20 protein-coding genes and 1 tRNA gene are annotated in these 23,539 nt (G+C 61.4%); 12 read left to right on the forward strand and 9 right to left on the reverse strand.

The window, feature by feature from the left end:
* Positions 1-125 precede the first annotated feature (125 nt).
* From JDW18_RS13720 to JDW18_RS13730, 3 genes are all read left to right on the forward strand, one after another.
* Positions 126-1,214 carry an agmatine deiminase family protein gene (locus JDW18_RS13720; RefSeq protein ID WP_218239994.1) on the forward strand — a complete coding sequence of 363 codons (1,089 nt, stop codon included), beginning with the start codon at positions 126-128 and terminating at the stop codon, positions 1,212-1,214.
* 206 nt (positions 1,215-1,420) lie between these two features.
* A complete protein-coding gene (locus JDW18_RS13725; protein WP_218239995.1) occupies positions 1,421-3,793 on the forward strand; it encodes a DNA polymerase II in 2,373 nt (790 codons plus the stop codon).
* 18 nt (positions 3,794-3,811) lie between these two features.
* Positions 3,812-4,153 (forward strand): DUF3024 domain-containing protein, encoded by a 342-nt coding sequence (locus tag JDW18_RS13730; RefSeq protein WP_218239996.1) that lies wholly within the window; start codon positions 3,812-3,814, stop codon positions 4,151-4,153.
* Between the two features lie 113 nt (positions 4,154-4,266).
* Here JDW18_RS13730 and JDW18_RS13735 read toward each other — a convergent pair whose 3' ends face one another.
* The gene (locus tag JDW18_RS13735; protein WP_218239997.1) at positions 4,267-4,947 is read right to left on the reverse strand and encodes a TetR/AcrR family transcriptional regulator; all 681 of its coding nucleotides are present in this window, start codon (positions 4,945-4,947) and stop codon (positions 4,267-4,269) included.
* 176 nt (positions 4,948-5,123) lie between these two features.
* Between JDW18_RS13735 and JDW18_RS13740 the strand changes: the two genes are divergently transcribed.
* The 9 genes from JDW18_RS13740 (at position 5,124) to JDW18_RS13780 (ending at position 17,181) form a co-directional block, all read left to right on the forward strand.
* Positions 5,124-6,887 carry a PHA/PHB synthase family protein gene (locus JDW18_RS13740; RefSeq protein WP_218239998.1) on the forward strand — a complete coding sequence of 588 codons (1,764 nt, stop codon included), beginning with the start codon at positions 5,124-5,126 and terminating at the stop codon, positions 6,885-6,887.
* Between the two features lie 2 nt (positions 6,888-6,889).
* Positions 6,890-7,657: an enoyl-ACP reductase FabI gene (gene fabI, locus JDW18_RS13745; protein WP_246609926.1), complete on the forward strand. Its 768-nt coding sequence runs from the start codon at positions 6,890-6,892 to the stop codon at positions 7,655-7,657.
* Positions 7,658-7,661: 4 nt separating this feature from the next.
* Positions 7,662-9,110 (forward strand): efflux transporter outer membrane subunit, encoded by a 1,449-nt coding sequence (locus JDW18_RS13750; RefSeq protein WP_218240000.1) that lies wholly within the window; start codon positions 7,662-7,664, stop codon positions 9,108-9,110.
* Between the two features lie 14 nt (positions 9,111-9,124).
* Complete coding sequence (locus JDW18_RS13755; protein WP_218240001.1) at positions 9,125-10,204, forward strand: HlyD family secretion protein; 1,080 nt, start codon at positions 9,125-9,127, stop codon at positions 10,202-10,204.
* 4 nt (positions 10,205-10,208) lie between these two features.
* Positions 10,209-13,019 (forward strand): ribosome-associated ATPase/putative transporter RbbA, encoded by a 2,811-nt coding sequence (gene rbbA / locus JDW18_RS13760; protein ID WP_425514738.1) that lies wholly within the window; start codon positions 10,209-10,211, stop codon positions 13,017-13,019.
* Position 13,020: 1 nt separating this feature from the next.
* Positions 13,021-14,148: an ABC transporter permease gene (locus JDW18_RS13765; protein WP_158387755.1), complete on the forward strand. Its 1,128-nt coding sequence runs from the start codon at positions 13,021-13,023 to the stop codon at positions 14,146-14,148.
* Positions 14,149-14,210: 62 nt separating this feature from the next.
* Positions 14,211-14,582, forward strand: coding sequence for a hypothetical protein (locus JDW18_RS13770; RefSeq protein ID WP_218240002.1), 372 nt, complete (start codon positions 14,211-14,213; stop codon positions 14,580-14,582).
* Positions 14,579-15,982: a bifunctional enoyl-CoA hydratase/phosphate acetyltransferase gene (locus JDW18_RS13775; RefSeq protein ID WP_218240003.1), complete on the forward strand. Its 1,404-nt coding sequence runs from the start codon at positions 14,579-14,581 to the stop codon at positions 15,980-15,982. The genes JDW18_RS13770 and JDW18_RS13775 overlap by 4 nt, the downstream gene beginning before the upstream one ends.
* On the forward strand, positions 15,979-17,181 hold the full coding sequence (locus JDW18_RS13780; RefSeq protein WP_218240004.1) for an acetate/propionate family kinase: 1,203 nt from the start codon (positions 15,979-15,981) through the stop codon (positions 17,179-17,181). The genes JDW18_RS13775 and JDW18_RS13780 overlap by 4 nt, the downstream gene beginning before the upstream one ends.
* Positions 17,182-17,259: 78 nt before the next feature.
* Here the strand turns inward: JDW18_RS13780 and JDW18_RS13785 are convergent.
* The 8 genes from JDW18_RS13785 to infC all read right to left on the reverse strand — a co-directional run bounded on the left by JDW18_RS13785 (position 17,260) and on the right by infC (position 23,517).
* A tRNA-Pro gene (locus JDW18_RS13785) sits at positions 17,260-17,336 on the reverse strand.
* A 30-nt stretch (positions 17,337-17,366) separates the two neighbouring features.
* Positions 17,367-17,813, reverse strand: a complete 447-nt coding sequence (locus JDW18_RS13790; RefSeq protein WP_218240005.1) for a MerR family transcriptional regulator — start codon at positions 17,811-17,813, stop codon at positions 17,367-17,369.
* 139 nt (positions 17,814-17,952) lie between these two features.
* Positions 17,953-18,279: an integration host factor subunit alpha gene (locus JDW18_RS13795; RefSeq protein WP_218240006.1), complete on the reverse strand. Its 327-nt coding sequence runs from the start codon at positions 18,277-18,279 to the stop codon at positions 17,953-17,955.
* A 28-nt stretch (positions 18,280-18,307) separates the two neighbouring features.
* Positions 18,308-20,761: a phenylalanine--tRNA ligase subunit beta gene (gene pheT / locus JDW18_RS13800; RefSeq protein WP_218240007.1), complete on the reverse strand. Its 2,454-nt coding sequence runs from the start codon at positions 20,759-20,761 to the stop codon at positions 18,308-18,310.
* A gap of 166 nt (positions 20,762-20,927) precedes the next feature.
* Positions 20,928-21,980 carry a phenylalanine--tRNA ligase subunit alpha gene (gene pheS / locus JDW18_RS13805; RefSeq protein WP_218240008.1) on the reverse strand — a complete coding sequence of 351 codons (1,053 nt, stop codon included), beginning with the start codon at positions 21,978-21,980 and terminating at the stop codon, positions 20,928-20,930.
* Between the two features lie 115 nt (positions 21,981-22,095).
* Positions 22,096-22,455, reverse strand: a complete 360-nt coding sequence (gene rplT / locus JDW18_RS13810) for a 50S ribosomal protein L20 (RefSeq protein WP_218240009.1) — start codon at positions 22,453-22,455, stop codon at positions 22,096-22,098.
* A gap of 26 nt (positions 22,456-22,481) precedes the next feature.
* Positions 22,482-22,685, reverse strand: coding sequence for a 50S ribosomal protein L35 (gene rpmI / locus JDW18_RS13815; protein ID WP_003053571.1), 204 nt, complete (start codon positions 22,683-22,685; stop codon positions 22,482-22,484).
* A gap of 196 nt (positions 22,686-22,881) precedes the next feature.
* Positions 22,882-23,517 (reverse strand): translation initiation factor IF-3, encoded by a 636-nt coding sequence (infC, locus tag JDW18_RS13820; RefSeq protein ID WP_218240010.1) that lies wholly within the window; start codon positions 23,515-23,517, stop codon positions 22,882-22,884.
* Positions 23,518-23,539: the final 22 nt, after the last annotated feature.

The following is a 23,539-nucleotide window of genomic DNA, read 5'->3' on the forward strand; positions in this document are numbered from 1 at the left end:
TCCACAAGCTAGGGAAAACGCGATAAAACACCCATCCCATATTTGCGGCAAATACAGCTTTACGAGCCTCTTGCTGAAAACTGGGCTCTTCAAACATGTCTGCGACCCCCAATGAGCTATGCCCTATGCAGCGACGAAATTTCTTGAATACGGCTCTTGGCCTGGCAGCAGGCTCATCCGCTGGCATGCATGGATTGCCTGCTTTGGCTGCCGACAACTGGCGCATGCCCGACGAAGGCGAGCGCCACGCCTCCACCTGGATGGCCTTTGGCGCAAACGACGATGTGTGGGGTAAACGCCTGAGATCTGGCGCACAGGCCAACCTGGCCCGAATCGCACAGACCATTGCCAGCGTTGAACCCGTTCACATGCTGGTCAACGAGCAAGACTACGAATTGGCTGCACGATTGTGTGGCAGCAGGGTTCAGTTAATCGTTCAGCCTATCGACGACCTCTGGATGCGGGACACAGGGCCAGTCTTTGTCAAAGGTGCTGGCGAAGCCTTAGCGGGCGTGAACTTCAACTTCAACGGCTGGGGTCAAAAGCAGGACTGTGAAGATGATGCGCAAGTGGCCCGCTTCGTAGCCGGGCGCGCAGGTGTTCCTTCTTTGAAGAGTTCTCTGGTGCTGGAAGGCGGTGGCATCGAAGTTGATGGTCGTGGCACAGCCATCATCACGGAAAGCTGTGTACTGAACGCCAACCGCAACCCGGGCTTGAGCAAGGAGGCATGCGAAAAAGAGCTGCGCCGGGTGCTGGGCATTGAGAAAGTCATCTGGCTGCCCGGCATTGCTGGCCAGGACATCACCGATGGCCACACCGACTTTTATGCCCGCTTCTGTGCGCCTGGAGTGGTGGTGGCTGGTTTTGAAAGCGACTCATCCTCGCCCGAGTACGCGGTCACGCGTCGCCACCTTGAAATTCTGCGCAAAGCCACGGACGCGCGCGGTCTTGCGCTAAAAGTGGTGACTATGCCCGGACCCAAGCATGTTCGACCAGAGTACGAAAACAAGGACTTTGCAGCGGGCTACATCAACTTCTATGTGTGCAATGGCGCAGTTCTGTGCCCGGAATTTGGCGATGCGCAGTCCGACCGTAATACCAAGGCCATCTTGCGAGAGCAATTTCCCAATCGAGACATCGTGCAGCTCAACATTGATGCCATCGCAGCCGGTGGCGGAGGTATTCACTGCACTACACAGCAGCAGCCAGCCTGATACGCTCAAGAATTGCTGGAGACTCACGGGATTCAACAGGAGTGAAGTCCTTCCTCCAATCCAGAGGCGTTTGATAACTCTTTCAACGACTTGCCTGAAAGGTAAATGGGTTACGCAAGCCTCAATCTCCCTGCCCTCACCCAAGCTGGCATAGTGCGTAGCTCCCGCTCGCACCCATCTTTCCGCTTCGTATTGCTTGATCTGCCGTGTCCACCAACAACCGCCAAGGCTTTATCCTGACCCGTAACTGGCGGGATACCCCTGCGGGCTGCGAGATTGAATACTGGCTGGCGACAGAGTCTGGCCCCTTGAAGGTGCTGCTGCCCGCGCAGACCTGCGTGGCTTTTGTAGAGCAACAGCACAGAGCGGCGGTGCTGGCCCAGCTCCCCAAGGGCTCGGATATCGAGTTGCGCGACTTGACGCTTAAAAGCTTTCAGCAGCAGCTGGTGCTGGGTGTCTATGCCAAGCGCTTTCGCCAACTGAGCCGGCTGGCACGCACGCTGCAGCCACTCGGTGTACCACTGCTGGAAGCCGATGTTCGCCCCCATGAGCGCTATTTGATGGAGCGCTTTATCACTGCGGGCGTGACATGGGAAGGTGGGCATTTTGAGAAATCGGCATTGCTCGATTGCAAGCTATTGCCCGCTGCGGATTTCCGGCCTGGTCTGAAGGTGGTGTCGCTGGATATCGAGACCAGCCAGCACCAGGACCTTTACTCCATTGCACTCGATGGCATGGCCGAGCGTGTGGTGTTCATGCTGGGTGAGTCGCCCCTGCAGCCACCTCACACACCCGGCTTTGAGCTGGTCTATTGCGCTACACGCAAGACCATGATCGAGCGACTCAACACTTGGTTTGAGCAGCATGATCCTGACGTCATCATCGGCTGGAATGTGATCCAGTTCGACCTGCGTGTGTTGCAGAAAACGGCAGATGATTGCGGAACGCCGCTGCTGCTGGGGCGTGAGCGCACCCCCATTGCATGGCGCACGCACCCAGGCAAGCAAGGTTATCTGTTTGCACCGATGCCAGGCCGGGCCGTGATTGATGGCATTGAAGCACTCAGAGCCGCAGTCTGGAGTTTCTCGTCATTCAGTCTGGAGAACGTGTCCCAGGAGTTGCTGGGCGAAGGCAAGGAGATCGGCAGCGAATACGACAAGATGACCGAGATCGAGCGTCGTTTTCAGGAGGACAAGCCCGCGCTCGCCACTTACAACATTCGCGACTGCGAGCTGGTGCTGCGCATTTTTGAGAAGGCCAAGCTGCTGCAATTTGCGATGGAACGCGCCCACGCCACGGGCTTGCAACTAGACCACTTTGGCGGCTCCATTGCCGCCTTTAGCCACCACTACCTGCCGCGCATGCATCGCATGGGCTATGTGGCACCGAATGTGGGCGATGTGCAAGGCAAATCATCGCCTGGTGGCTATGTGATGGATTCAAAGCCCGGTTTCTACGATTCGGTCGTGGTGCTGGACTACAAAAGTCTCTACCCCTCGATCATCCGTACGTTTCTTGTCGATCCCGTCGGTCTGGCGGAGGGGCAGCGTGCAGGCGATTCAGCGCAGCCCATCCAAGGACCACGCGGCACGCTGTTTTCTCGCGAGAAGCATTGCCTGCCCGAGATAGTGACCGCCCTATGGCAAGCCCGCGATGCGACCAAACGCGCAAAAAATGAACCACTGTCACAAGCGCTCAAGCTGGTGATGAACTCGTTCGCCGGAGTGCTGGGGGCCTCGGAGTGCCGCTTCTTCAACCCCGATCTGATTTCAGCCATCACCTTGCGTGGGCACGAGATGGTGAAACTGACACGCAAGCTGGTGGAAAAGCGTGGTTACGAGGTGATCTACGGCGATACGGATTCCATTTTCATCTGGCTCAAGCGTACCCATACCAACGAAGACGCACATGCTGTCGCCGCTGAACTTGCCCAGGAGATCAACACCTGGTGGAAGCAGACCTTGCGCCAAGAACAAGACTTGGAAAGCTTTCTGGAAATCGAGTTCGACACACACTACAAGAAATTTTTCATGCCAACGATTCGGGGCTCAGACGTCGGCAGCAAGAAGCGCTATGCGGGTCTGAGCGTGGATCGCGACGGCAAGGAAGCCATGGTCTATCGTGGGCTGGAGATGGCCCGCAGTGACTGGACGCCGCTGGCGCGGCAGTTTCAGGAAGGCCTGCTTTCACGCGTATTCCAAGGCACCCCCTACCGCGATTTCGTATCAGACTATGCAAGCGCCACGCTGGCAGGCCACAAAGACGACCTGCTCACCTACCGTAAACGCCTGCGGCACCGTCTGGATGCCTATGTGGCCAACGTGCCCCCACAGGTGCGAGCAGCCCGTATCGCCGACGAATACAACGCCAGCATGGGGCGCCCTACCCAATACCAAAGCGGCGGCTGGATTCAATACGTCATGACCAGAAACGGCCCCGAGCCAATGGAAGTGCGCCGCGCAAACATTGACTACGAGCACTATTTGAACAAGCAAATTCAGCCCATTGCCGACTCGATCCTGCAACCCCTGGGCGAGAGCTTTGCGATGCTGACCTCACCCCAACAGGAATTGTTTTAAGCACAGGACAAAAGCACCATGGCTTTCAGCGAATTTGAAGAGAAGCGTCTTGCCAAAATTGTCGGCAACTTCATAGAAAGACGCAGACCACCGGCTCACATCCGAAATGAGTTCGACTTGATGTATTCGATAGCAGGTCAGTCGGTCACCCTGCTGGAAAAGCGACGCTTGATGGATGGCGAAATAATTGAGCGTCCATTTGCCAAAGCAACCTGGGTCAAGTCACAGGAAGTCTGGAAGCTATACTGGCAGCGAGCGGACCTGAAGTGGCATAGCTACCAGCCCGTGGCCACCGTTTCCACCATCGAGGCGTTCTGCAAGACGGTGGACGAAGACCCCTTCGGTTGTTTTTGGGGCTAGTCCCACACCACCTTGAGCAGGTCCAACAATTGGGGGCTTCGGCTCACCGCAAAAGCGCGGGTTTGCAAGCCTGTTTCCTTGCCTGTTGCCCCAAAAGTTACCCCAGTCATACCTCACGGCGTCAGCAACTCACGCACCATGGTGACATGGATGCGGCGGCATTCATTCAGATCCAGATGCCAGTTCTGGCCCAGCAGCACGTTGGACAGCATCACATGCTGGTTGGGCATCAAAATAAACCACGGGTACTCCATCACCACGCTTTGGCGCAGAGTGCCCTCCTTCATGCCTCGGCGCACCACATGCTCCAAGCTTTGGGCAAAGGGCTCCACGGTACGGGAATGCCATTGCTGCACTTGCTCGCGCATATTGCGGGCATCGGCTAGCAGTAACTGAAACGCCATCATGACCTCGGGGCTGGCCATATGGTCGTAGCCCGGCTTGATGATGCGCTCGATCAGCAAATCCACCGTCACCGGCTCGTCGTCCGAGACCACAACCGGCTCGGCCATGGGTGCCAGCACGCGCTCCAGCAAGGCCAGAAAGATGGATTCCTTGCTTTTGAAGTGCGCATAGATACCGCCTTTGGACATGCCGGCCCGCTGCGCGATGTCGTCAATCCGCGCGCTCACAAAGCCTTTTTCTGTAAACACCAGCAGGGCCGCGTCCAGGATTTGAGGCACGCGCAAGTCCGCCGGCAGGCGTTGGCGGCGGGCTCGCTTGGGTTCGCCTTCATCAGCGACAGGGCCCAACGCAAAAGGAGATGGAGACACAGGGTGCGTCGTGGGAGTCATGTTCTTGCTTTTGATCTCTGATCCTGAGATTATCGCCCACACCGTTAAAAACCGACCGGTCGTTTTTTAACGGTTACTTTTTGATTTAAATCAAACCATAAAACCGGGCAACTTTTTACAGTCTCGCTTGGGTGAGAGCCCTCATCCCAACACGCCTCTGCTTCGCCTGCACCGCCATGCCCAACCGTCCAAGCTTGCCCAGCCCTGCATCCCCCACGCCCTCCGAACAGCTAGACACCTATGCGCATGCACTGCTGGCTCGCAAGTCTGGCTCGCTGTCGCCCATCTCCTCGCTGCTGGCCTTGCAGGACTGGGCTGCGCATCTTGCAGCCTCGCCCGGCAAGCAAATGGACCTAGCCCATCTGGCGACCAGCCAGACGCAAGCATTAGCGGCTTATGTGCAAGAGCGCCTGCTCGCCGCGCCCGACAAAGCACAGGCGCTGGTAGCACCGCCGGTGCAAGACCGCCGCTTTGCCGACGACGGCTGGCGCCAGTGGCCCTTCTGGCTGTGGCAGCAGTCGTTTTTGCTGCAGCAGCAATGGTGGGATGCGGCCACGCACGGCGTGCGCGGTGTGGAGCCGCACCATGAGAAGCTGGTCAGCTTCTGGGCCCGCCAATGGCTGGACATGGGCTCGCCCGGCAACCAGTTCCTCACCAACCCCGTGGTGCTGAGCAAGACCGCTGAGGAAATGGGTGCCAACCTGGTGCGCGGCGCACAGCACCTGGCGGAAGACCTGCGCCAGACCATCAGCGGCAGCGCTGCCGAGACGCCCTTTGTGGTGGGCCGCGACGTGGCCATCACCCCCGGCAAGGTGGTGCTGCACAACCGCGTGATGGAGCTGATCCAGTACCAGCCCACCACCGCCACCGTGCATGCCGAACCCGTGCTGCTGGTGCCCGCGTGGATCATGAAGTACTACATCCTCGATCTGTCGCAGCACAACTCACTGGTCAAGTACCTGGTGGACCAGGGCCACACTGTGTTCTGCATCTCCTGGAAGAACCCGGGCGCAGAAGAGCGCGATCTGGGCATGGACGACTATCTGCGCGACGGCTTCCATGCGGCGCTCGATGCTGTCAACGCCATTGTTCCCCGGCGCAAGGTGCACGCCACGGGCTACTGCCTGGGCGGCACCCTGCTGGCGATTGCCGCTGCGGCCATGGCGCGCGACGGCGACGAACGCCTGGCCAGCCTGAGCTTTTTTGCAGCCCAGACAGATTTCAGCGAACCCGGTGAGCTGGGCCTTTTCATCGACGAAAGCCAGGTCAGCCTGCTGGAAGCCCAGATGGAAGAGACCGGCTACCTCAAGGCCAGCCAGATGGCTGGGGCCTTCCAGATGCTGCGCAGCTACGACCTGCTGTGGTCGCGCCTAGTGCACGACTACCTGCTGGGCGAGCGCAGCGGCGTCAACGACCTGATGGCCTGGAATGCAGACGCCACACGCATGCCCGCCAAAATGCATTCGCAATACCTGCGCCGCCTGTTCCTCAACGACGACTTGAGCGAAGGCCGCTACCCGGTAGACGGCCGCCCTGTATCGCTAGGCAGCCTGACCCTGCCCACCTTCATGGTGGGCACCACCACCGACCATGTGGCGCCCTGGCGCTCGGTACACAAGCTGCACTATCTGTCGCCTGCCGAAATCACCTTCGCGCTCACCACTGGCGGGCACAACGCCGGCATCGTCAACCCGCCCAAGCCGGATTCCAAACGCCGCTACCAGTTGCTCACCCGCGCTGCCGGTGGCAGCTATCTGGCGCCTACGGATTGGGAAGCCAGCGCGCCTTCTTTTGCGGGCTCCTGGTGGCCTGCCTGGCAGCAATGGCTGGCTGCGCATTCCGGTTCTGGCTCGGCGGCCCGCGTCAAGCCGCCCCGCATGGGCAGTGCAGCCTACCCCGCACAAGCCGATGCCCCTGGCCACTATGTTCTGGAGAAATAAGCGTGAACGGTTTTTTATCTGGCAAAAAAGGCCTGATCGTCGGCATTGCCAATGAGCAAAGCATTGCCTGGGGCTGCGCCCGCGCCTTGCGCGATGCGGGTGCCGATCTGGCAGTCACCTGGTTCAACGACAAAGCCCGCCCTTATGTAGAGCCACTGGCCCACCAGTTGCAGGCCGATATTGCCATGCCGCTGGATGTGGAGCAGCCCGGCGAGATGGAGGCGCTGTTTGCAGCCATTACCCAGCGCTGGGGACGGCTTGATTTCGTGCTGCACTCGATTGCTTTCGCCCCCAAGAGCGACCTGCATGGCCGCGTAGCCGACAGCTCGCGCGAAGGCTTTGCGCGCGCCATGGACATCTCATGCCACTCCTTCACCCGCATGGCCCATCTGGCTGAGCCCTTGATGACCGAAGGCGGCAGCCTGATGACCATGAGCTATGTGGGTGCCGAAGAGGTCGTGCCCAACTACGGCGTCATGGGCCCCGTCAAGGCCGCGCTGGAATCCACCACGCGCTACCTGGCTGCCGAGCTGGGCCCCAAGGGCATACGCGTCAACGCCATCTCGCCCGGCCCGCTGGCCACGCGCGCGGCATCGGGCATTCCCAACTTTGATGCACTGATGGATGACGCCGCCCGCCGCGCGCCTTTGCGCCGGTTGGTAGAGCTGCACGAGGTGGGCGCGCTGTGCAGCTTTCTGGCCAGCGACCACGCCAAGGCCATCACCGGCAACACCCTCTATATCGACTCGGGCTACCACATTCTCCGCTGAACGCATGCTGATTCCACGACTTCTCCCCTGGGCCGTCGCCCTGCTGCTGGCCGGTTGTGCCAGCAGCACCATTCCGCTGCAGCAGCCGCAGCAAGCGCTGCCCACCCAATGGCCTGGCGATACGCAAACCCGGGGCAATGCCGACGCCGCCCTGCCACCCTGGCAAGCCATGGTGGTGGACCCTGCGCTCACCCAGTTGCTGCAGCAAGCGGCCAGCTACAACCACGACCTGCGCCAAGCCCTGCTGCGAGCGCAAGAGGCGCGTGCCAGCTATGGCATAGAGAACGCCAGCCGCTTTCCCACTCTGGCAGCAGGCAGCAGCCACGCCCGCGCCCGTGTGCCCGGTGATCTGAATGCCAGCGGCCGCGCTGCCACCGGCAGCGACCATGAAGTGTTTGTGGGCCTGAGCAGCTGGGAGCTGGACCTGTGGGGCCGTGTGCGCAATCTGAGCAATGCCGCGCTGCAGCAGTATCTGGCCACCGAACTGGGCACACAGACCGCCCGCCAGGCCCTGTTTGCCCAGGTGGCGCGCAGTTACCTGACCCTGCGCGAAATGGATGAGCGCCTGACATTGACCCGCCACACACTGGACAGCCGGGCCGAGACGCTGCGCATCTTCACCCGCCGCTATGAAGTGGGCAGCATCTCCAAATACGCGCTGACCCAGGTGGAAAGCCTGCACCACCAGGCCCGCGCCATGGCCGCGCAGCTGGAGCAAGAACGTGCCCAGACCGCCCATGCACTGCATTTGCTGACCGGGGCCGATGTGGCCCAGCTGCCGCCCCTGGTACGAGGCCAGCAGTTTTTTGCCGACGTGCCCGTGGGCCTGCCATCGAGCCTGCTCACAGCCCGGCCCGATGTGGTGGCCGCCGAACACCAGCTGCAAGCCAGCCATGCCCGCGTGGATGCCGCCCGCGCCGCCTTCTTGCCGCGCATTGCACTGTCGGGCAGCTTTGGCACAGCCAGCGCCCAGCTGGACGGCCTGTTTGACAACGGCAGCAAAGCCTGGAACTTTGTGCCCACCATCTCCCTGCCCCTGTGGGATGGCGGGCTGCGCCAGTCGCAGCTCGATCTGGCAGCCGTGCGCCAGAACGCCGCCGTGGTGGACTATGAGCGCACGCTGCAAACCGCCTTCCGGGAGGTAGCCGATGCCCTCAGCGCCCGACAGCTGATGACGCAGCAGCTGCAAATCCAGCGCGACAACCTGCATTCGCTGCAAGAGCGCTCCCGCCTGGCCCAGCTGCGCTATGACAGCGGTGCCTCACCCTATCTCGATGTGCTGGATGCCCAGCGCGACCTGCTCAGCGCCGCGCAGCAAGTGGTGCAGGCCCGCTTTGACCAGCAAACTGCCTCGGTCAGCCTGTACACCGCGCTGGGCGGCGGCACCGGCCTGGGCCTGCCCGCAAGCCCCGCCGAAGCCACGCCTGTCGCCACCTCCCGCACCGCTCACTGAACACCGCAACACCCATGTCCAAGCCCGCCAACAAGCAAAAAACCCTCACCCTTCTTGCCATTGCCGCCATCCTGGTCGCCGGTGGCAGCTATGCCTGGAAGCAGTGGCAAGCCAGCCACACTGACCTGGGCCTGGCCAGCGGCAATGGCCGTATTGAGGCCACCGAAATCGACGTCGCCACCAAGCTCGGCGGCCGTGTAGAAGAAATCCTGGTCAGCGAAGGCAGCTTCGTTCAATCCGGCGAGCCGCTGGCACGCATGCAAATTCTGTCGCTGCAGGCCCAGCAAAAAGAAGCACTCGCCGGCAAGGATCGTGCCGTGCACGCCGTGGCTGCCGCCAAAGCCCAGGTGGCGCTGCGCGAAAGTGACTATGCCGCCGCCCAGGCCCAGGTGGCCCAGCGCGAGTCTGAGCTGGACAACGCCCAGCGCCGCCTGGCCCGCTCGGAGACCCTGACCAAGGAGGGTGCCAGCTCTGCCCAGGAGCTGGACGACGACCGTGCCCGCGTGCGCGGTGCGCAAGCCGCATTGAAGGCCACGCAGGCCCAGGCCGCTGCCGCCAAGGCTGCCATTGCAGCAGCGCAGGCCGAGGTCACGGGTTCCGACTCTTCCGTCGCAGCCGCCATGGCCACGGTGCAGCGCATCGATGTGGAGCTGCAGGACAGCACCCTCACCGCCCCGCGCGACGGGCGCGTGCAGTTTCGCCTGGCACAGCCCGGCGAAGTGCTGGGTGCTGGCGGCAAGGTACTGAACCTGGTTGATCTGTCCGATGTGTATATGAGCTTTTTCCTGCCCGAAACCGTGGCGGGCCGCATCGCCCTGGGCTCGGACGTGCGCATCGTGCTCGATGCCGCGCCCAGCATGGTGATCCCGGCCAAGGTCTCGTTTGTGTCTGCCACCGCCCAATTCACGCCCAAGACGGTGGAAACCGCCAGCGAGCGCCAGAAGCTCATGTTCCGCATCAAGGCCCGTATTGACCCCGATCTGCTGAAAAAGCACCTCAACCAGGTCAAGACTGGCCTGCCCGGCCAGGCCTATGTGCTGGCCGAGCCCGGTGCACAGTGGCCCGCCCACCTGCAAGTGAAGCTGCCGGAGTAAGCGCATGGTCGCTGTCATGGCACAAGGGGCGAGCGCCGTGGTCGCCCAGCTGAAGAACGTGCGCCTGCACTATGGCAAAACCGAGGCACTCCAGGGCTTGACGCTGGACATTCCTGCTGGCGGCATGGTCGGCCTGATCGGGCCGGACGGTGTGGGCAAATCCAGCCTGCTGTCGCTGCTGTCCGGCGCGCGCCGCGTGCAGGAGGGCGAAGTCTGGGCGCTGGGCGGCGACATGCGCAGCAAAGCGCACCGCGACGCGGTCTGCCCGCGCATCGCCTATATGCCGCAAGGCCTGGGCAAAAACCTCTACCCCACGCTATCGGTCGAAGAGAACCTGCAGTTCTTCGCCCGCCTGTTTGGCCACGACGAGGCCGAGCGCCGTGCCCGCATTGATGATCTGACGCAAAGCACGGGGTTGAAGAAATTTCTGAGCCGCCCGGCGGGCAAGCTCTCGGGCGGCATGAAGCAGAAGCTGGGCCTGTGCTGCGCACTCATCCACGACCCCGACCTGCTGATTCTGGACGAGCCCACTACCGGTGTAGACCCGCTGGCCCGCGCCCAGTTCTGGGATTTGATCAACCGCATACGCAGCACCCGCCCGCAGATGAGCGTGTTGGTGGCCACAGCCTATATGGACGAAGCCCAGCGCTTTGACTGGCTGGTGGCCATGGATGACGGCCAGATTCTGGACACGGGCACGCCCAGTGAGCTGCTGGCGCGCACGCACACCACATCGCTGGAAGCCGCCTTTATCGCCCTGCTGCCCGAATCCAAAAAACGCGGCCACGCCGAGGTGGTGATTCCGCCACTGCAAACCCAGGCCGATGACATCGCCATCGAGGCGCAAGACCTGACCATGCGCTTTGGCGATTTTGTGGCGGTGGACCATGTGAACTTTCGCATCCAGCGCGGTGAAATTTTTGGCTTTCTGGGCTCCAACGGTTGCGGCAAATCCACCACCATGAAGATGCTCACCGGCCTGCTGCCTGCGAGCGAGGGCAAGGCCTGGCTGTTTGGCCACGAGATTGACCCCAACGACATCGCCACGCGCCGCCGCGTGGGCTATATGTCGCAGGCTTTCTCGCTGTATGGCGAGTTGACGGTGCTGCAAAACCTGGTGCTGCACGCCCAGCTGTTTGATGTGCCCAAGGCCGAGATCGACGCCCGGGTTGAAGAAATGCTGCAGCGCTTTGGCCTGCAGGATGCACGCCTGGACCTGCCCGACCAGCTGCCGCTGGGCATGCGCCAGCGCCTGTCGCTGGCCGTGGCCATGGTGCACAAGCCCGAGCTGCTGATTCTGGACGAGCCCACCTCGGGCGTAGACCCTGTCGCGCGCGACCAGTTCTGGCGCCTGCTGGTAGAGCTGTCGCGCCGCGACCGGGTGACGATTTTTATCTCCACCCACTTCATGAACGAGGCCGAGCGCTGCGATCGCATGTCCATGATGCACGCAGGCAAGGTGCTGGACAGCGACACGCCCGCCAACCTGGTGAAAAAGCGCGGCGCAGCCACCCTGGAGGAGGCTTTTATCGGCTATCTGGTGGAGGCATCGGGCGAAGCTGCACCTGACCTGGATACTAAAAAAATAGCCTCCAGCGCTCAACCCGTAACGGTTTCCGTATCAAACCACACTGAAAGCCAAGCCGAGCAGGTTCAAGGCGCTATGGTTTCTCATACAGCCAGCACGCCCCGCTTTAGCCTGCAGCGTTTGTGGAGCTATCTGTGGCGCGAAACGCTGGAGCTGCAGCGCGACCCCGTGCGTGCCACCCTGGCTCTGGTCGGTTCGCTGGTGCTGATGATCGTGATCGGCTACGGCATCAACATGGACGTGGAAAAGCTCAAGTTCGCCATCCTCGACCGCGACCAGAGCACACTGAGCCAGAGCTACACGCAAAGCCTGTCGGGCTCGCGCTATTTTCTGGAGCAGGCGCCTATCACCTCCTACGAAGATCTGGACCGCCGCATGCGCGCAGGCGAGATTGCCGTGGCCATTGAAATCCCGCCCGGCTTTGGCCGCGATATTCTGCGCGGCAGCTCTACCGCCGTGGGCGCCTGGTTTGACGGCGCCATGCCCTCGCGCGCCGAAACCGTCAAGGGCTATGTGCAAGGCATTCACCAGTACTGGCTGGGCGAGCAGATGCGAGAGCGCACAGGCCAGGCGCTGACCAGCCAGGTCAGCATAGAAACGCGCTTTCGCTACAACCCCGATGTGAAAAGCCTGCCGGCCATGGTGCCGGCCGTCATTCCGCTGCTGCTGCTGATGTTCCCCGCCATGCTCACCGCGCTGGCCGTGGTGCGCGAGAAAGAGCTGGGCTCCATCGTCAACCTCTACGTCACACCCGTCACCCGGGTGGAGTTTTTGCTGGGCAAGCAGCTGCCCTATGTGGGCCTGGCCATGCTCAACTATTTGCTGATGTGCGCCATGGCCGTTTTTGTGTTTGATGTGCCCATCACCGGCAGCTTTTTCACCTTGACCGTGGCCGCGCTGCTGTTTTGCGTGATTTCCACCGGCATGGGCTTGCTGGCATCGGCCATCACACGCAGCCAGATTGCCGCCATGTTTTTTGCCATGCTGGGCACCTTGATACCGGCCACACAGTTCTCGGGCCTCACCGATCCAGTCTCGTCGCTGGAAGGCGCGGGCCGCTGGATGGGCCAGATCTACCCGGCCAGCCACATGTTCACCATCAGCCGCGGCGTGTTCAGCAAGGCGCTGGGCTGGCAAGACCTGAGCAGCGCCTTTGGGCCCATGCTGATCGCCATTCCGGTGATCATGGGGATTGCCATCTGGGCGCTGCCCAAGCAGGAGCGCTGAGATGCTGCACCACCTGAAAAACATCTGGCGCCTGGGCGTCAAAGAGCTGTGGAGCCTGTGGCGCGACCCGGTCATGCTGGTGCTCATCGTCTACACCTTCACGCTGTCGGTCTACACCTCGGCATCGGCCATGCCCGAGACCTTGCACCACGCGCCGATTGCCATCGTGGACGAAGACCAGTCGCCGCTGTCGGCACGCATCGGCTCGGCCTTCTACCCACCGCATTTCACCGCGCCGCAGTTCATGGGCTTTGCCCAGGTTGACCCGGCCATGGACGCCGGGAAAATCACTTTCTCCCTGACCATTCCACCGGGCTTTCAGCGCGATGTGCTGGCTGGTAAATCGGTAGAGCTGCAGCTGAACGTGGACGCCACGCGCATGAGCCAGGCCTTCTCGGGCAGCGGCTATGTGCAGCAGATTGTGAGTGCCGAGATCAAAGAGTTCACCCAGCGCCACCGGGCAGTGGCCAGTGCGCCGGTCGACTTGGTGGTGCGGGCGCGCTTTAACCCGTCGCTCAACAAAACCTGGTTTGGCGGGGTGATGCAGATCATCAACAACGTGACCATGCTGTCCATCATCCTGACGGGTGCAGCGCTGATCCGCGAGCGCGAGCACGGCACCATCGAGCATTTGCTGGTCATGCCCGTGACGCCGGCCGAGATCATGCTGGCCAAGGTCTGGTCCATGGGCGCGGTGGTGCTGCTGGCCTGCGGGGTGTCGCTCAAGCTCGTCGTGCAAGGTTGGCTGCATGTGCCGATTGAAGGCAGCGTGGCCCTGTTCATGGCGGGCGCAGCGCTGTGCCTGTTTGCCACCACGGCCATGGGTATCTTCATGGCCACGATTGCACGCTCCATGCCCCAGTTTGGCCTGCTGATGGTGTTGACCCTGCTGCCGCTGCAATTGCTCTCGGGCGGTGCCACGCCGCGCGAATCCATGCCGCAGCTGGTGCAAGACGTGATGCTGCTGGCACCCACCACCCACTTTGTCAGCATGGCCCAGGCCATCTTGTACCGGGGTGCGGGCCTGAACGTGGTGTGGCCGCAGTTTCTGGCCATGTTTGCCATTGGCTCCACCGTATTCGCGCTGTCGCTGGCGCGCTTTCGCAAGACCATTTCACAAATGGCTTGATCAATGGCCTGACGCCATCTACCCGCGCCCTGCGGCGCTTTCTCACGCAACTGGAGAACCGAATGAGCCAAGACTTTCCCTCCCTGAAGCTGACCCAGGCCAACGCCGATCTGCAATTGGAGCTGGGCCGCCTGGTGCTGCAAAGCACGCAAGAGCAGCTGGAGTTGCTGCAGCGCCGTGTGGAGCACAACCTGAGCCAGGCCAGGGCCGGCATGGACAGCCTGCAACACTCCGCCAGCGCAGGTCTGCCCACCGGCTTGTCTGCAGACTTCTGGGCTGAATTGGCCCAGCGGCAATGGGCCCAGCGCCAGGAAGAAGTGGAGCAAATCGCGCAGAGCCAGGCCAATTTTGCTGCGGGCGTGCAGCAAGCCATGGTGTGCTGGTGGCAGGCGGCAACGCATAGCCTGACCCCAGCAACAGGAGCTGCACAATGAGCATCGCCCCCGCCATGCTGAGCAACCGCACCTTTGATGAGCTGGCCATTGGCGACAGCGCCAGCATGCAGCGCCAGCTCACCCAGCAGGACATTCATCTCTTCGCCATCATGTCCGGCGACATCAATCCCGCGCATCTGGATGCCGAATACGCCGCAGCCACGCAGTTCCACGGCGTAATCGCGCACGGCATGTGGGGCGGTGCGCTGATCTCAGCCGTACTGGGCACGCGCCTGCCCGGCCCCGGCACGGTGTACCTGAGCCAGACACTGAAGTTCCGCTCCCCTGTGCGCGTGGGCGACCAGGTGAACGTCACCGTCACCGTCAGCGCCAAGGACGAAGCCAAGCGCCGCGTCACCCTGGCCTGCAGCTGTGTCAACCAGCATGGGCAAACCGTGATCGAGGGTGAAGCCAGCGTGCTGGCCCCCACCGAAAAAGTGGAGCGGCCCGCCGCCACCCTGCCAGAAGTACGCCTGCTGGCCGCCAACGGACTGCCCCAGCTGCTGCAGCATGTGCTGCCGCTGGGCCCCATCCGTGTGGCCGTGGTGCACCCCTGTGATGCGCTGAGCCTGGGCGGCGCACTGGATGCACGCAGCGCGGGCCTGATTGATCCCATTCTGGTAGCACCCCGCGCCAAGCTGGAAGCCGTGGCCGCCGCCGCAGGCCTGAGCCTGGAAGGCATTGCCATCGAAGACGTGCCCCACAGCCATGCCGCCGCCGCGCGCGCCGCCGCCATGGGCGGCCAGGGCCAGGTGCAGGCGCTGATGAAAGGCAGCCTGCACACCGACGAGCTGGTCAGCGCCGTGCTGAATGCAGAGGCGGGCCTGCGCACCAAGCGCCGCCTGTCACACTGCTTTGTGATGCAGACACCGGCCTACCCCCGGCCCTTCATCATCACCGACGCGGCCATCAACATCGCCCCCACGCTGGAGCAAAAGGCCGATATCGTGCGCAACGCCATCACCCTGGCCCACGCCATTGGGGTAGAGCAGCCACGCGTAGCCATTTTGGCCGCGGTGGAAACCGTGAACCCCGCCATGCCCGCCACCCTGGATGCGGCCGCGCTGTGCAAGATGGCCGACCGGGGCCAGATCACCGGCGGCCTGCTGGATGGCCCGCTGGCGTTTGACAATGCCGTCTCAGCCGCTGCAGCCCTGACCAAAGGCATCCACTCGCCCGTGGCTGGCCAGGCCGATGTGCTGCTGGTGCCCGACCTGGAAAGCGGCAATATGCTGGCCAAGCAGCTCGAGTACATGGGCGATGCCGCCACCGCTGGCGTCGTGCTGGGTGCCAAGCTGCCCATCGTGCTGACCAGCCGCGCTGACAGCCGCGAAACCCGTATCGCCTCATGCGCCATCGCCGTGCTGCTGGCCCACCACTTCAGGAACAACCCACCATGAGCGAATTCATTCTGGTTCTTAACTGTGGTTCGTCCAGCATCAAGTTCGCCTTGTTTGAAACAGGCGGCGCCGCTCTGCCACGTCAGGCTGCCTGGAACGGCAAGGTACAAGGCATTGGCGGCCCCACGCCCGACTTTGGAGCCCGCACCGTACCCGTGCGTGCTATTAATTTGGATGCTGAGCACCCCTACACAGCTGCGCTGCAGATCATTCGCCATGAAGTGCAGCAATGGCTGAACGGCCGCAGCATCGTGGCCGTGGCACACCGTGTGGTGCATGGCGGCGCCAAATACTTTGAACCCGTGCGCCTGGACGCCGCGACCTTGGCGGAGCTGAAGGAGCTGATCCCTCTGGCCCCCCTGCACCAGCCCTTCGCGCTGGAAGCCATAGATATCCTGCTGCGCGAGCAACCAGAATTGCCCCAGGTCGCCTGCTTTGACACGGCCTTTCACCACACCGTGCCACAGGTCGAACAATTGCTGCCATTGCCGTTCGACGCCTGGCAGCGTGGCATTCGTCGCTATGGTTTCCATGGGCTGTCGTACGAATACATGGCCACCGCCCTGCCCGAGCGCTATGGCGACCGCGCCCGTGGCCGCACCATCGTCGCCCACCTGGGCAGTGGCGCCAGCCTGTGTGCCATGCGCAATCTGCAAAGCGTCGCCACCACCATGGGCTTTTCGGCACTCGACGGCCTGATGATGGGCACCCGCACCGGCGCACTGGACCCTGGCGCCATCCTGTATCTGATGGAAATCGAAAAGCTGACCCTGGAGCAGGTGGGCCAGATCCTCTACCACCGCTCCGGCCTGCTGGGCATCTCCGGCCTGTCGCCCGAGCCACGTGTCATCCTGAAGCATGAAAGTGATGATGGTGAGAACGGCTTGCGCGCCCGCCTGGCGCTGGACCTTTACGTACGCCGCATCGTGCGCGAGATCGGAGCCCTCACCGCCGTTCTCGGCGGTCTGGACATGCTGGTGTTCACCGCAGGCGTCGGCGAGCACAACGCCTTCATCCGCAAGCGCGTGTGCCGGGACTTGGCGTTCTTGGGGATAAAGCTAGACGATGAGGCCAATGCGCGTGATGAATGGCAGATCTCTGCCCCAGATGCGCCAGTCACCGTTGCCGTTGAACCGACCAATGAAGAATGGGTGGCAGCGCGGTACGCTGTGCGGGTGCTGGCGGCCCAAGGGAAATAAAAGTTACCCCTTTGGGGGTAAATCTTCAGCAATAGAAAAAGGGTTCCTAACTTTATAGCTAGGAACCCTTATCTAGTTTGGTCGGAATGGCGGGATTCGAACTCGCGACCCCTTGCACCCCATGCAAGTGCGCTACCAGGCTGCGCTACATTCCGAAGACCTGAATTATACACAGATTTTGGAGCTCAAAGAGAAAGCAGCGATCTGATCTGAAAAAGCTCCTCTTTAACCTCATCAATGCTCAGCGCAGGCACCTCGGCACCAGGCCCTCTGGCCATCAGTTGCTGCAGCTCGCTATTTTTCTCGGCCAGCACTTCCAGCGACAGAATATCTGTTGCAACCGGCGACGCCGACTCCTGCTTGCCCGCATGACCGGACGCCAGTTCCCGCAGACGATTACGCGCACCGCTGATGGTGAAGCCCTGCTCATAGAGCAGCTCACGAATGCGACGCACCATCAGCACTTCATGATGCTGGTAGTAGCGGCGATTGCCACGGCGCTTCATGGGCTTGAGCTGCGCAAACTCCTGCTCCCAATAGCGCAGCACATGGGGCTTGACCTCGCACAGATCCGCTACTTCACCAATGGTGAAGTAACGCTTGGCGGGGATCGCTGGCAAGAATGAAGCCATGGCGTGTGCAGACAGGTGTGACGTTTTGAAAGAAGAGGTGCAGCAATATAGCGCGAAGAGCTGACAAATCATGCAGACCTGCCAGCTCTTTCATTGTGCAGCACCTGATACCTATCGGCATCAGGCCTCATGCCTATGTTTACAGCTCGGGGCTATCGCCCTGAATCAGCTCTTTGAGCTTGCTGCTGGCATGGAATGTCACCACGCGGCGGGCCGCAATGGGAATCAGTTCGCCGGTGCGCGGGTTGCGACCGGGGCGCGGAGCCTTGGTACGGATCTGGAAGTTGCCAAAACCCGAGAGTTTGACGTCTTCGCCGTCCACCAGCTTTTGCGAAATCAGGTCGAAAAACGCGTCCACCATATCTTTGGCTTCGCGCTTGTTCAGGCCGATCTCGTCAAACAGCAGATCGGCCAGCTGCGCCTTGGTCAGCGCGGGGCTGTCGATGCTTTCTACGGCTAGCTCCATGGGTCGATCTCCTTGAGGATTGAACATATCAACGCAGGCGCGCAGCAACGCGTTCGGTCAAGGCAGCAATCGCGCCCTGCATGGCGGCGTCGATTTCGGCATCGGTCAGCGACGCAGTGTCGCTGCCCAGCGTCAGGCGCACGGCCAGGCTCTTTTCGTCCTGGGCCAGGCTGCCGGGCGCAGCTTCTTCGCCGGCCTTGAGCTTCTTGGGGCGGAACACGTCAAACAGTGTGGCCGAGCGCAGAATGCCGCCCTTCACTCCGTTTTGCACGGCGTCCATCACCTGTGCGTGGGTCACGGCTTCCTTGACGACCACGGCAATGTCGCGCTCCACGGCCTGGTGCTTGGCCACGGGCTTGAACACGGGCACTTGGCGGGCCAGCACGGCGTCCAGTTCCAGCTCAAACATCACGGGTGCCTGGGCCAGATCCCATTCCTGGCGCCACTTGGGGTGCAGCTCGCCGACAAAGCCGATGGCCTTACCGTCCAGCAGCACGCGGGCGCAGCGGCCGGGGTGCATGGCGGGATGCTCGGCGGGCTCGAATACGGGCTTGGCCGGGGCCAGCAACGCTTCCACGTCGCCCTTGACGTCATAGAAGTCAACCTTGGCATCCGCCCTGCCCCATTGCAACTGGTCAGCCGCGCCATAGGCCAAGCCGGCCACGCGCATGGGCTGGTAGAAGCCCTTGACGGTGGTGTCGGATTCGACCACGGATTCGTCCTTGAAGAACACGCGCCCCAGTTCAAACACGCGCACGCGCTGGGCCTTGCGGTCCACGTTGAACTTCAAAACTTGCAGCAGCGAGCCCAGCAGCGACGAGCGCATCACGCTCAAATGGCTGGCAATGGGGTTGAGCAGCTTGATGGCATTGTTGTTGCCCGCCAGGTCCTGCTCCCACTTTTCTTCGACAAAGCTGAAGTTGATCGTCTCTTGGTAACCCAGACCTGCCAGCTCGCGGCGCACGCCAAACGGGCTGCGCTCGTTCTCGGCACGCAGCTTGGGCGAGATGGGCGCCAGCGGCTTGGTGGTAGGCAGGTTGTCATAGCCGATCATGCGGGCCACTTCTTCGATCAAATCTTCTTCCAGATTGATGTCGAAGCGGAACGTAGGCGCGGTGACGCTGATGACGCCTTCGCTGGCCACAGTGGCAGGCAGGCCCAGGCCATTCAAGGCGTCCAGCACTTGCTGCTGGCTCACAGGCATGCCAATCACCTTGGCTGCACGCGCCACGCGCAGTTGCACGGTCTTGGGCGCGGGCATATTGGGCTTTTGGTCGTCCATGGCGCCCACTTGGGTCTCGGGCGTACCGCAGATTTCCAGCACCAGTGCGGTGATGCGCTCGATGTGCTCGGTGGTGAACTCAGGGTCCACACCGCGCTCAAAGCGGTGACCGGCGTCGGTCGAGAAGTTGAAGTGGCGCGAGCGGCCGGCCACTGCCTTGGGGAACCAGAACGCGGCTTCGATGTAGATGTTCTTCGTATCGTCCGACACGGCCGTGGCGTCGCCGCCCATGATGCCTGCCAGCGATTCCAGACCCTGGTCATCGGCAATCACGCCCACCTTGATGAAATCATCGACCTTGATGGTGTTGCCGTTGAGCAGCTTGAGCGTTTCGCCCTCTTTGCCCCAGCGCACGTTCAGGCCGCCGTGGATCTTGTCCAGGTCAAAGATGTGGCTGGGGCGGCCCAGCTCGAACATCACGTAGTTGGAGATGTCCACCAAGGGCGACACGCCGCGCTGGCCGCAGCGGGCCAGGCGATCCAGCATCCACTGGGGCGTCTTCACCTGCGTGTTGACATTGCGCACGATGCGGCCGGAGAAGCGGCCGCACAGGTCGGTGGCTTCAATCTTGACGGGCAGCTTGTCTTGCGAGGCCACGGCTGCAGCGGGGAAGCTCAAAGCCTTCAGCGGCGTGCCGGTCAGGGCAGACAGCTCGCGTGCCACGCCGTAAACACTCAGGCAGTGCGCCAGATTGGGCGTCAACTTCAGCGTGAACAGCGTGTCGTCCAGATTCAGGTACTCGCGCACGTTCTGGCCCAGGGGCGCGTCGGCGGGGAACTCCAACAGGCCGCTGGCGTCTTCGTCAATGCCCAGCTCTTTGGCCGAGCACAGCATGCCAAAGCTCTGCACGCCGCGCAGCTTGCCGATCTTGATCTTGAAAGGCTTGCCGTCTTCGCCCGGGGGCAGCTCGGCGCCCACGGTGGCGCAAGGGATGCGGATGCCTACGCGTGCGTTGGGCGCGCCGCAGACGATGTTCAGCAGCTCGGGGCCGCCCACATCGACTTGGCAGATGCGCAGGCGGTCGGCGTCGGGGTGCTGCACGGCTTCCTTGATTTCACCAACCACAATGCCGGTGAAGGGAGGTGCCACGGGGTCGAGTTCTTCGACTTCCAGACCGGCCATGGTCAGGGTATCGGCCAGCTCTTGGGTCGTCAGCTTCGGGTTGCAGTATTCGCGCAACCAGGATTCAGGAAATTGCATAGTCAGACTCTTTGGCGTTCATGCCAGTTGCACCGTAGGCGGTCTGCAACTGGCTGGGCATGCGTACTTTTAAAAGAGGAGCTGTCAGCGCGCGTTGCATAAGGGTTTCAAAATCAAATCGATTTGAAAGGCTTGATGGATGCGCGCAAGCAGCTCACTTTTTTAATTACTGGAACTGCGACAGGAAACGGATGTCGCCGTCGAAGAACAGGCGCAGGTCGTTCACGCCATAACGCAGCATGGTCAGGCGGTCGGGGCCCATGCCAAAGGCAAAGCCGATGTACTTTTCGGGGTCCAGGCCCATGTTGCGCACCACGTTGGGGTGCACCTGGCCGGAGCCCGCCACTTCCAGCCACTTGCCGGCCAGCGGGCCGCTTTGGAACTGGATGTCGATTTCAGCCGAAGGCTCGGTGAATGGGAAGAAGCTGGGGCGGAAACGCAGCACCAGGTCATCCTGCTCAAAGAAGGTCTTGCAGAAGTCGGTGAACACGACCTTCAAGTCCTTGAAGCTCACGTTCTCGCCAATCCACAGGCCTTCGCACTGGTGGAACATGGGCGAGTGGGTGGCATCCGAGTCCACACGGTAGGTGCGGCCGGGGGCAATCACGCGGATTTCGGGCATGGTCTGGCCGGCATCCAGTTGATTGCGGTATTTCTTGACGTGCTGCACGGCGTGGCGCACCTGCATGGGGCTGGTGTGCGTGCGCAGCAAGTTGGGGGCGTGGGCCGTGCCGCCTTCCACATAGAAGGTGTCGTGCATGGAACGCGCGGGGTGGTCTTCGGGCGTGTTCAGCGCCGTGAAATTGAACCAGTCGGATTCGATCTCGGGGCCCTGGGCCACATCAAAGCCCATGGAGCCAAAAATGCCCTCGATGCGCTCCAGCGTCAGCGACACGGGGTGCAGACCACCGGTGCCGCGGCGGCGGCCAGGCAAAGTGACATCCAGCACTTCGGCCTTCAGGTGGGCTTCCAGCTCGGCATCGGCCAGGGCCTTGCGGCGGGCGGTCAAAGCCGCTTCGATCGCCTGCTTGGCCACATTGATGGCAGCGCCGCGCGACTTTTTCTCTTCGACGGAAAGCTGCGCCATGCCCTTCATGAGCTCGGTCATCTTGCCCGACTTGCCCAAAAACTGCGCCTTGGCGTTTTCCAGATCAGCGGGGGTGGCGGCCTGCGCAAACAGTTGTTGCGCGCTCTCGACCAGAGAATCCAACTCGTTCATATCGACTCTTTATCGAATCTTAAAAATAAACAAGGGCTAGCGCCTTTTCAAGCCCTAGCCCTTGCTGTTTGTGCACCAGCAGCTACTGATTTAAGAGTAACTACCGATCGTGACCTTAGGCAGCCAGCTTGGCCTTGACTTGGTTCACGATAGCTGCAAACGCAGCCTTGTCGTGCACAGCGATATCAGACAGCATCTTGCGGTCGATTTCGATGGCAGCCTTCTTCAGGCCGTTAGCGAATTGGCTGTATGTCAGACCCAGTTCACGTGCAGCAGCATTGATACGAGCGATCCACAGTTGGCGGAACACGCGCTTCTTGGTGCGGCGGTCACGGTAGGCATACTGACCAGCCTTCATCACCGCTTGCTTGGCAACGCGGAAGACGTTACCACGGCGACCGCGGAAACCCTTGGCCAGGTTCAGAACTTTTTTATGGCGGGCGCGAGCCGTTACACCACGTTTGACGCGAGGCATGTGTTTTCTCCTAGTTCGTCAGTGAATTACAGGCCTGCGGAAGGCAGCATCTTTGCGATGGAGCCCATATCGCCGGAATGCACGTTAACAATGCCACGCAGGTGACGCTTGTTCTTCGTGGTCTTCTTGGTCAAGATGTGACGCTTGAAGGCTTGACCGCGCTTGACGGTACCACCGGGACGAACGCGAAAACGCTTCTTCGCGCTGCTCTTAGTTTTCATTTTGGGCATGTGAATGCTCCTATTGAATTTGTGCTCGCAAGGCGGCGTGCAACCTGCACACACTTCGCTAGCCTCCGAGGCACTTATTCACCAGCCGGACTTGCATCCCACTGGCGTTTTGCAGGCAAGCCTGCAAATTCTTTATCTGCTTGTACAAAACAAAAGTGGGCCAAGCCCACTTTTGCCTGCAAAGGCAAAACCGCAATTATGCCTTATCTGCGACAGCAGGTGCAGCAGTAGCGTTATCGCCCTGTGCTTTTGCGCCTGGTGCAGCAGGCTTTTTGCCACCAGCACGTGCCGGAGCAATCATCATCACCATCTGGCGGCCTTCCAGCTTGGGGAACTGCTCGACCTGAATGGTGTCTGCCAGATCGTCACGCAGACGGTTCAGCAGATCCAGACCCAGTTGCTGGTGCGTGATTTCACGACCGCGGAAACGCAGTGTGATCTTGCACTTGTCGCCATCTGCCAGAAAACGGCGGATATTGCGCAGCTTGACGTTGTAGTCACCATCATCGGTACCAGGGCGGAATTTCACTTCCTTGATTTCGATGACGGTCTGCTTGGCCTTGGCTTCGGCAGCCTTCTTCTGTTCCTGGTACTTGAACTTGCCGTAATCCATCAAACGGCAGACAGGAGGAACTGCTGTCGCAGCGATTTCCACCAGATCGACGTCCAACTCACCGGCCATGCGCAGCGCTTCTTGCAGCGGCACGATACCCAGTGGTTCGTTGTCAGGACCAGACAGACGCACTTCAGGCGCCATGATTTCTCGGTTCAGTCGATGCTTGCGCTCTTCACGGTGGCGCCGATCGCGAAATTCAGTAGCTATGGTTTTCACCCTTGGATTGAAATGGCTACAA

This window comes from Comamonas fluminis, from assembly GCF_019186805.1.
In the GTDB taxonomy this organism is placed as follows: domain Bacteria; phylum Pseudomonadota; class Gammaproteobacteria; order Burkholderiales; family Burkholderiaceae_C; genus Comamonas; species Comamonas fluminis.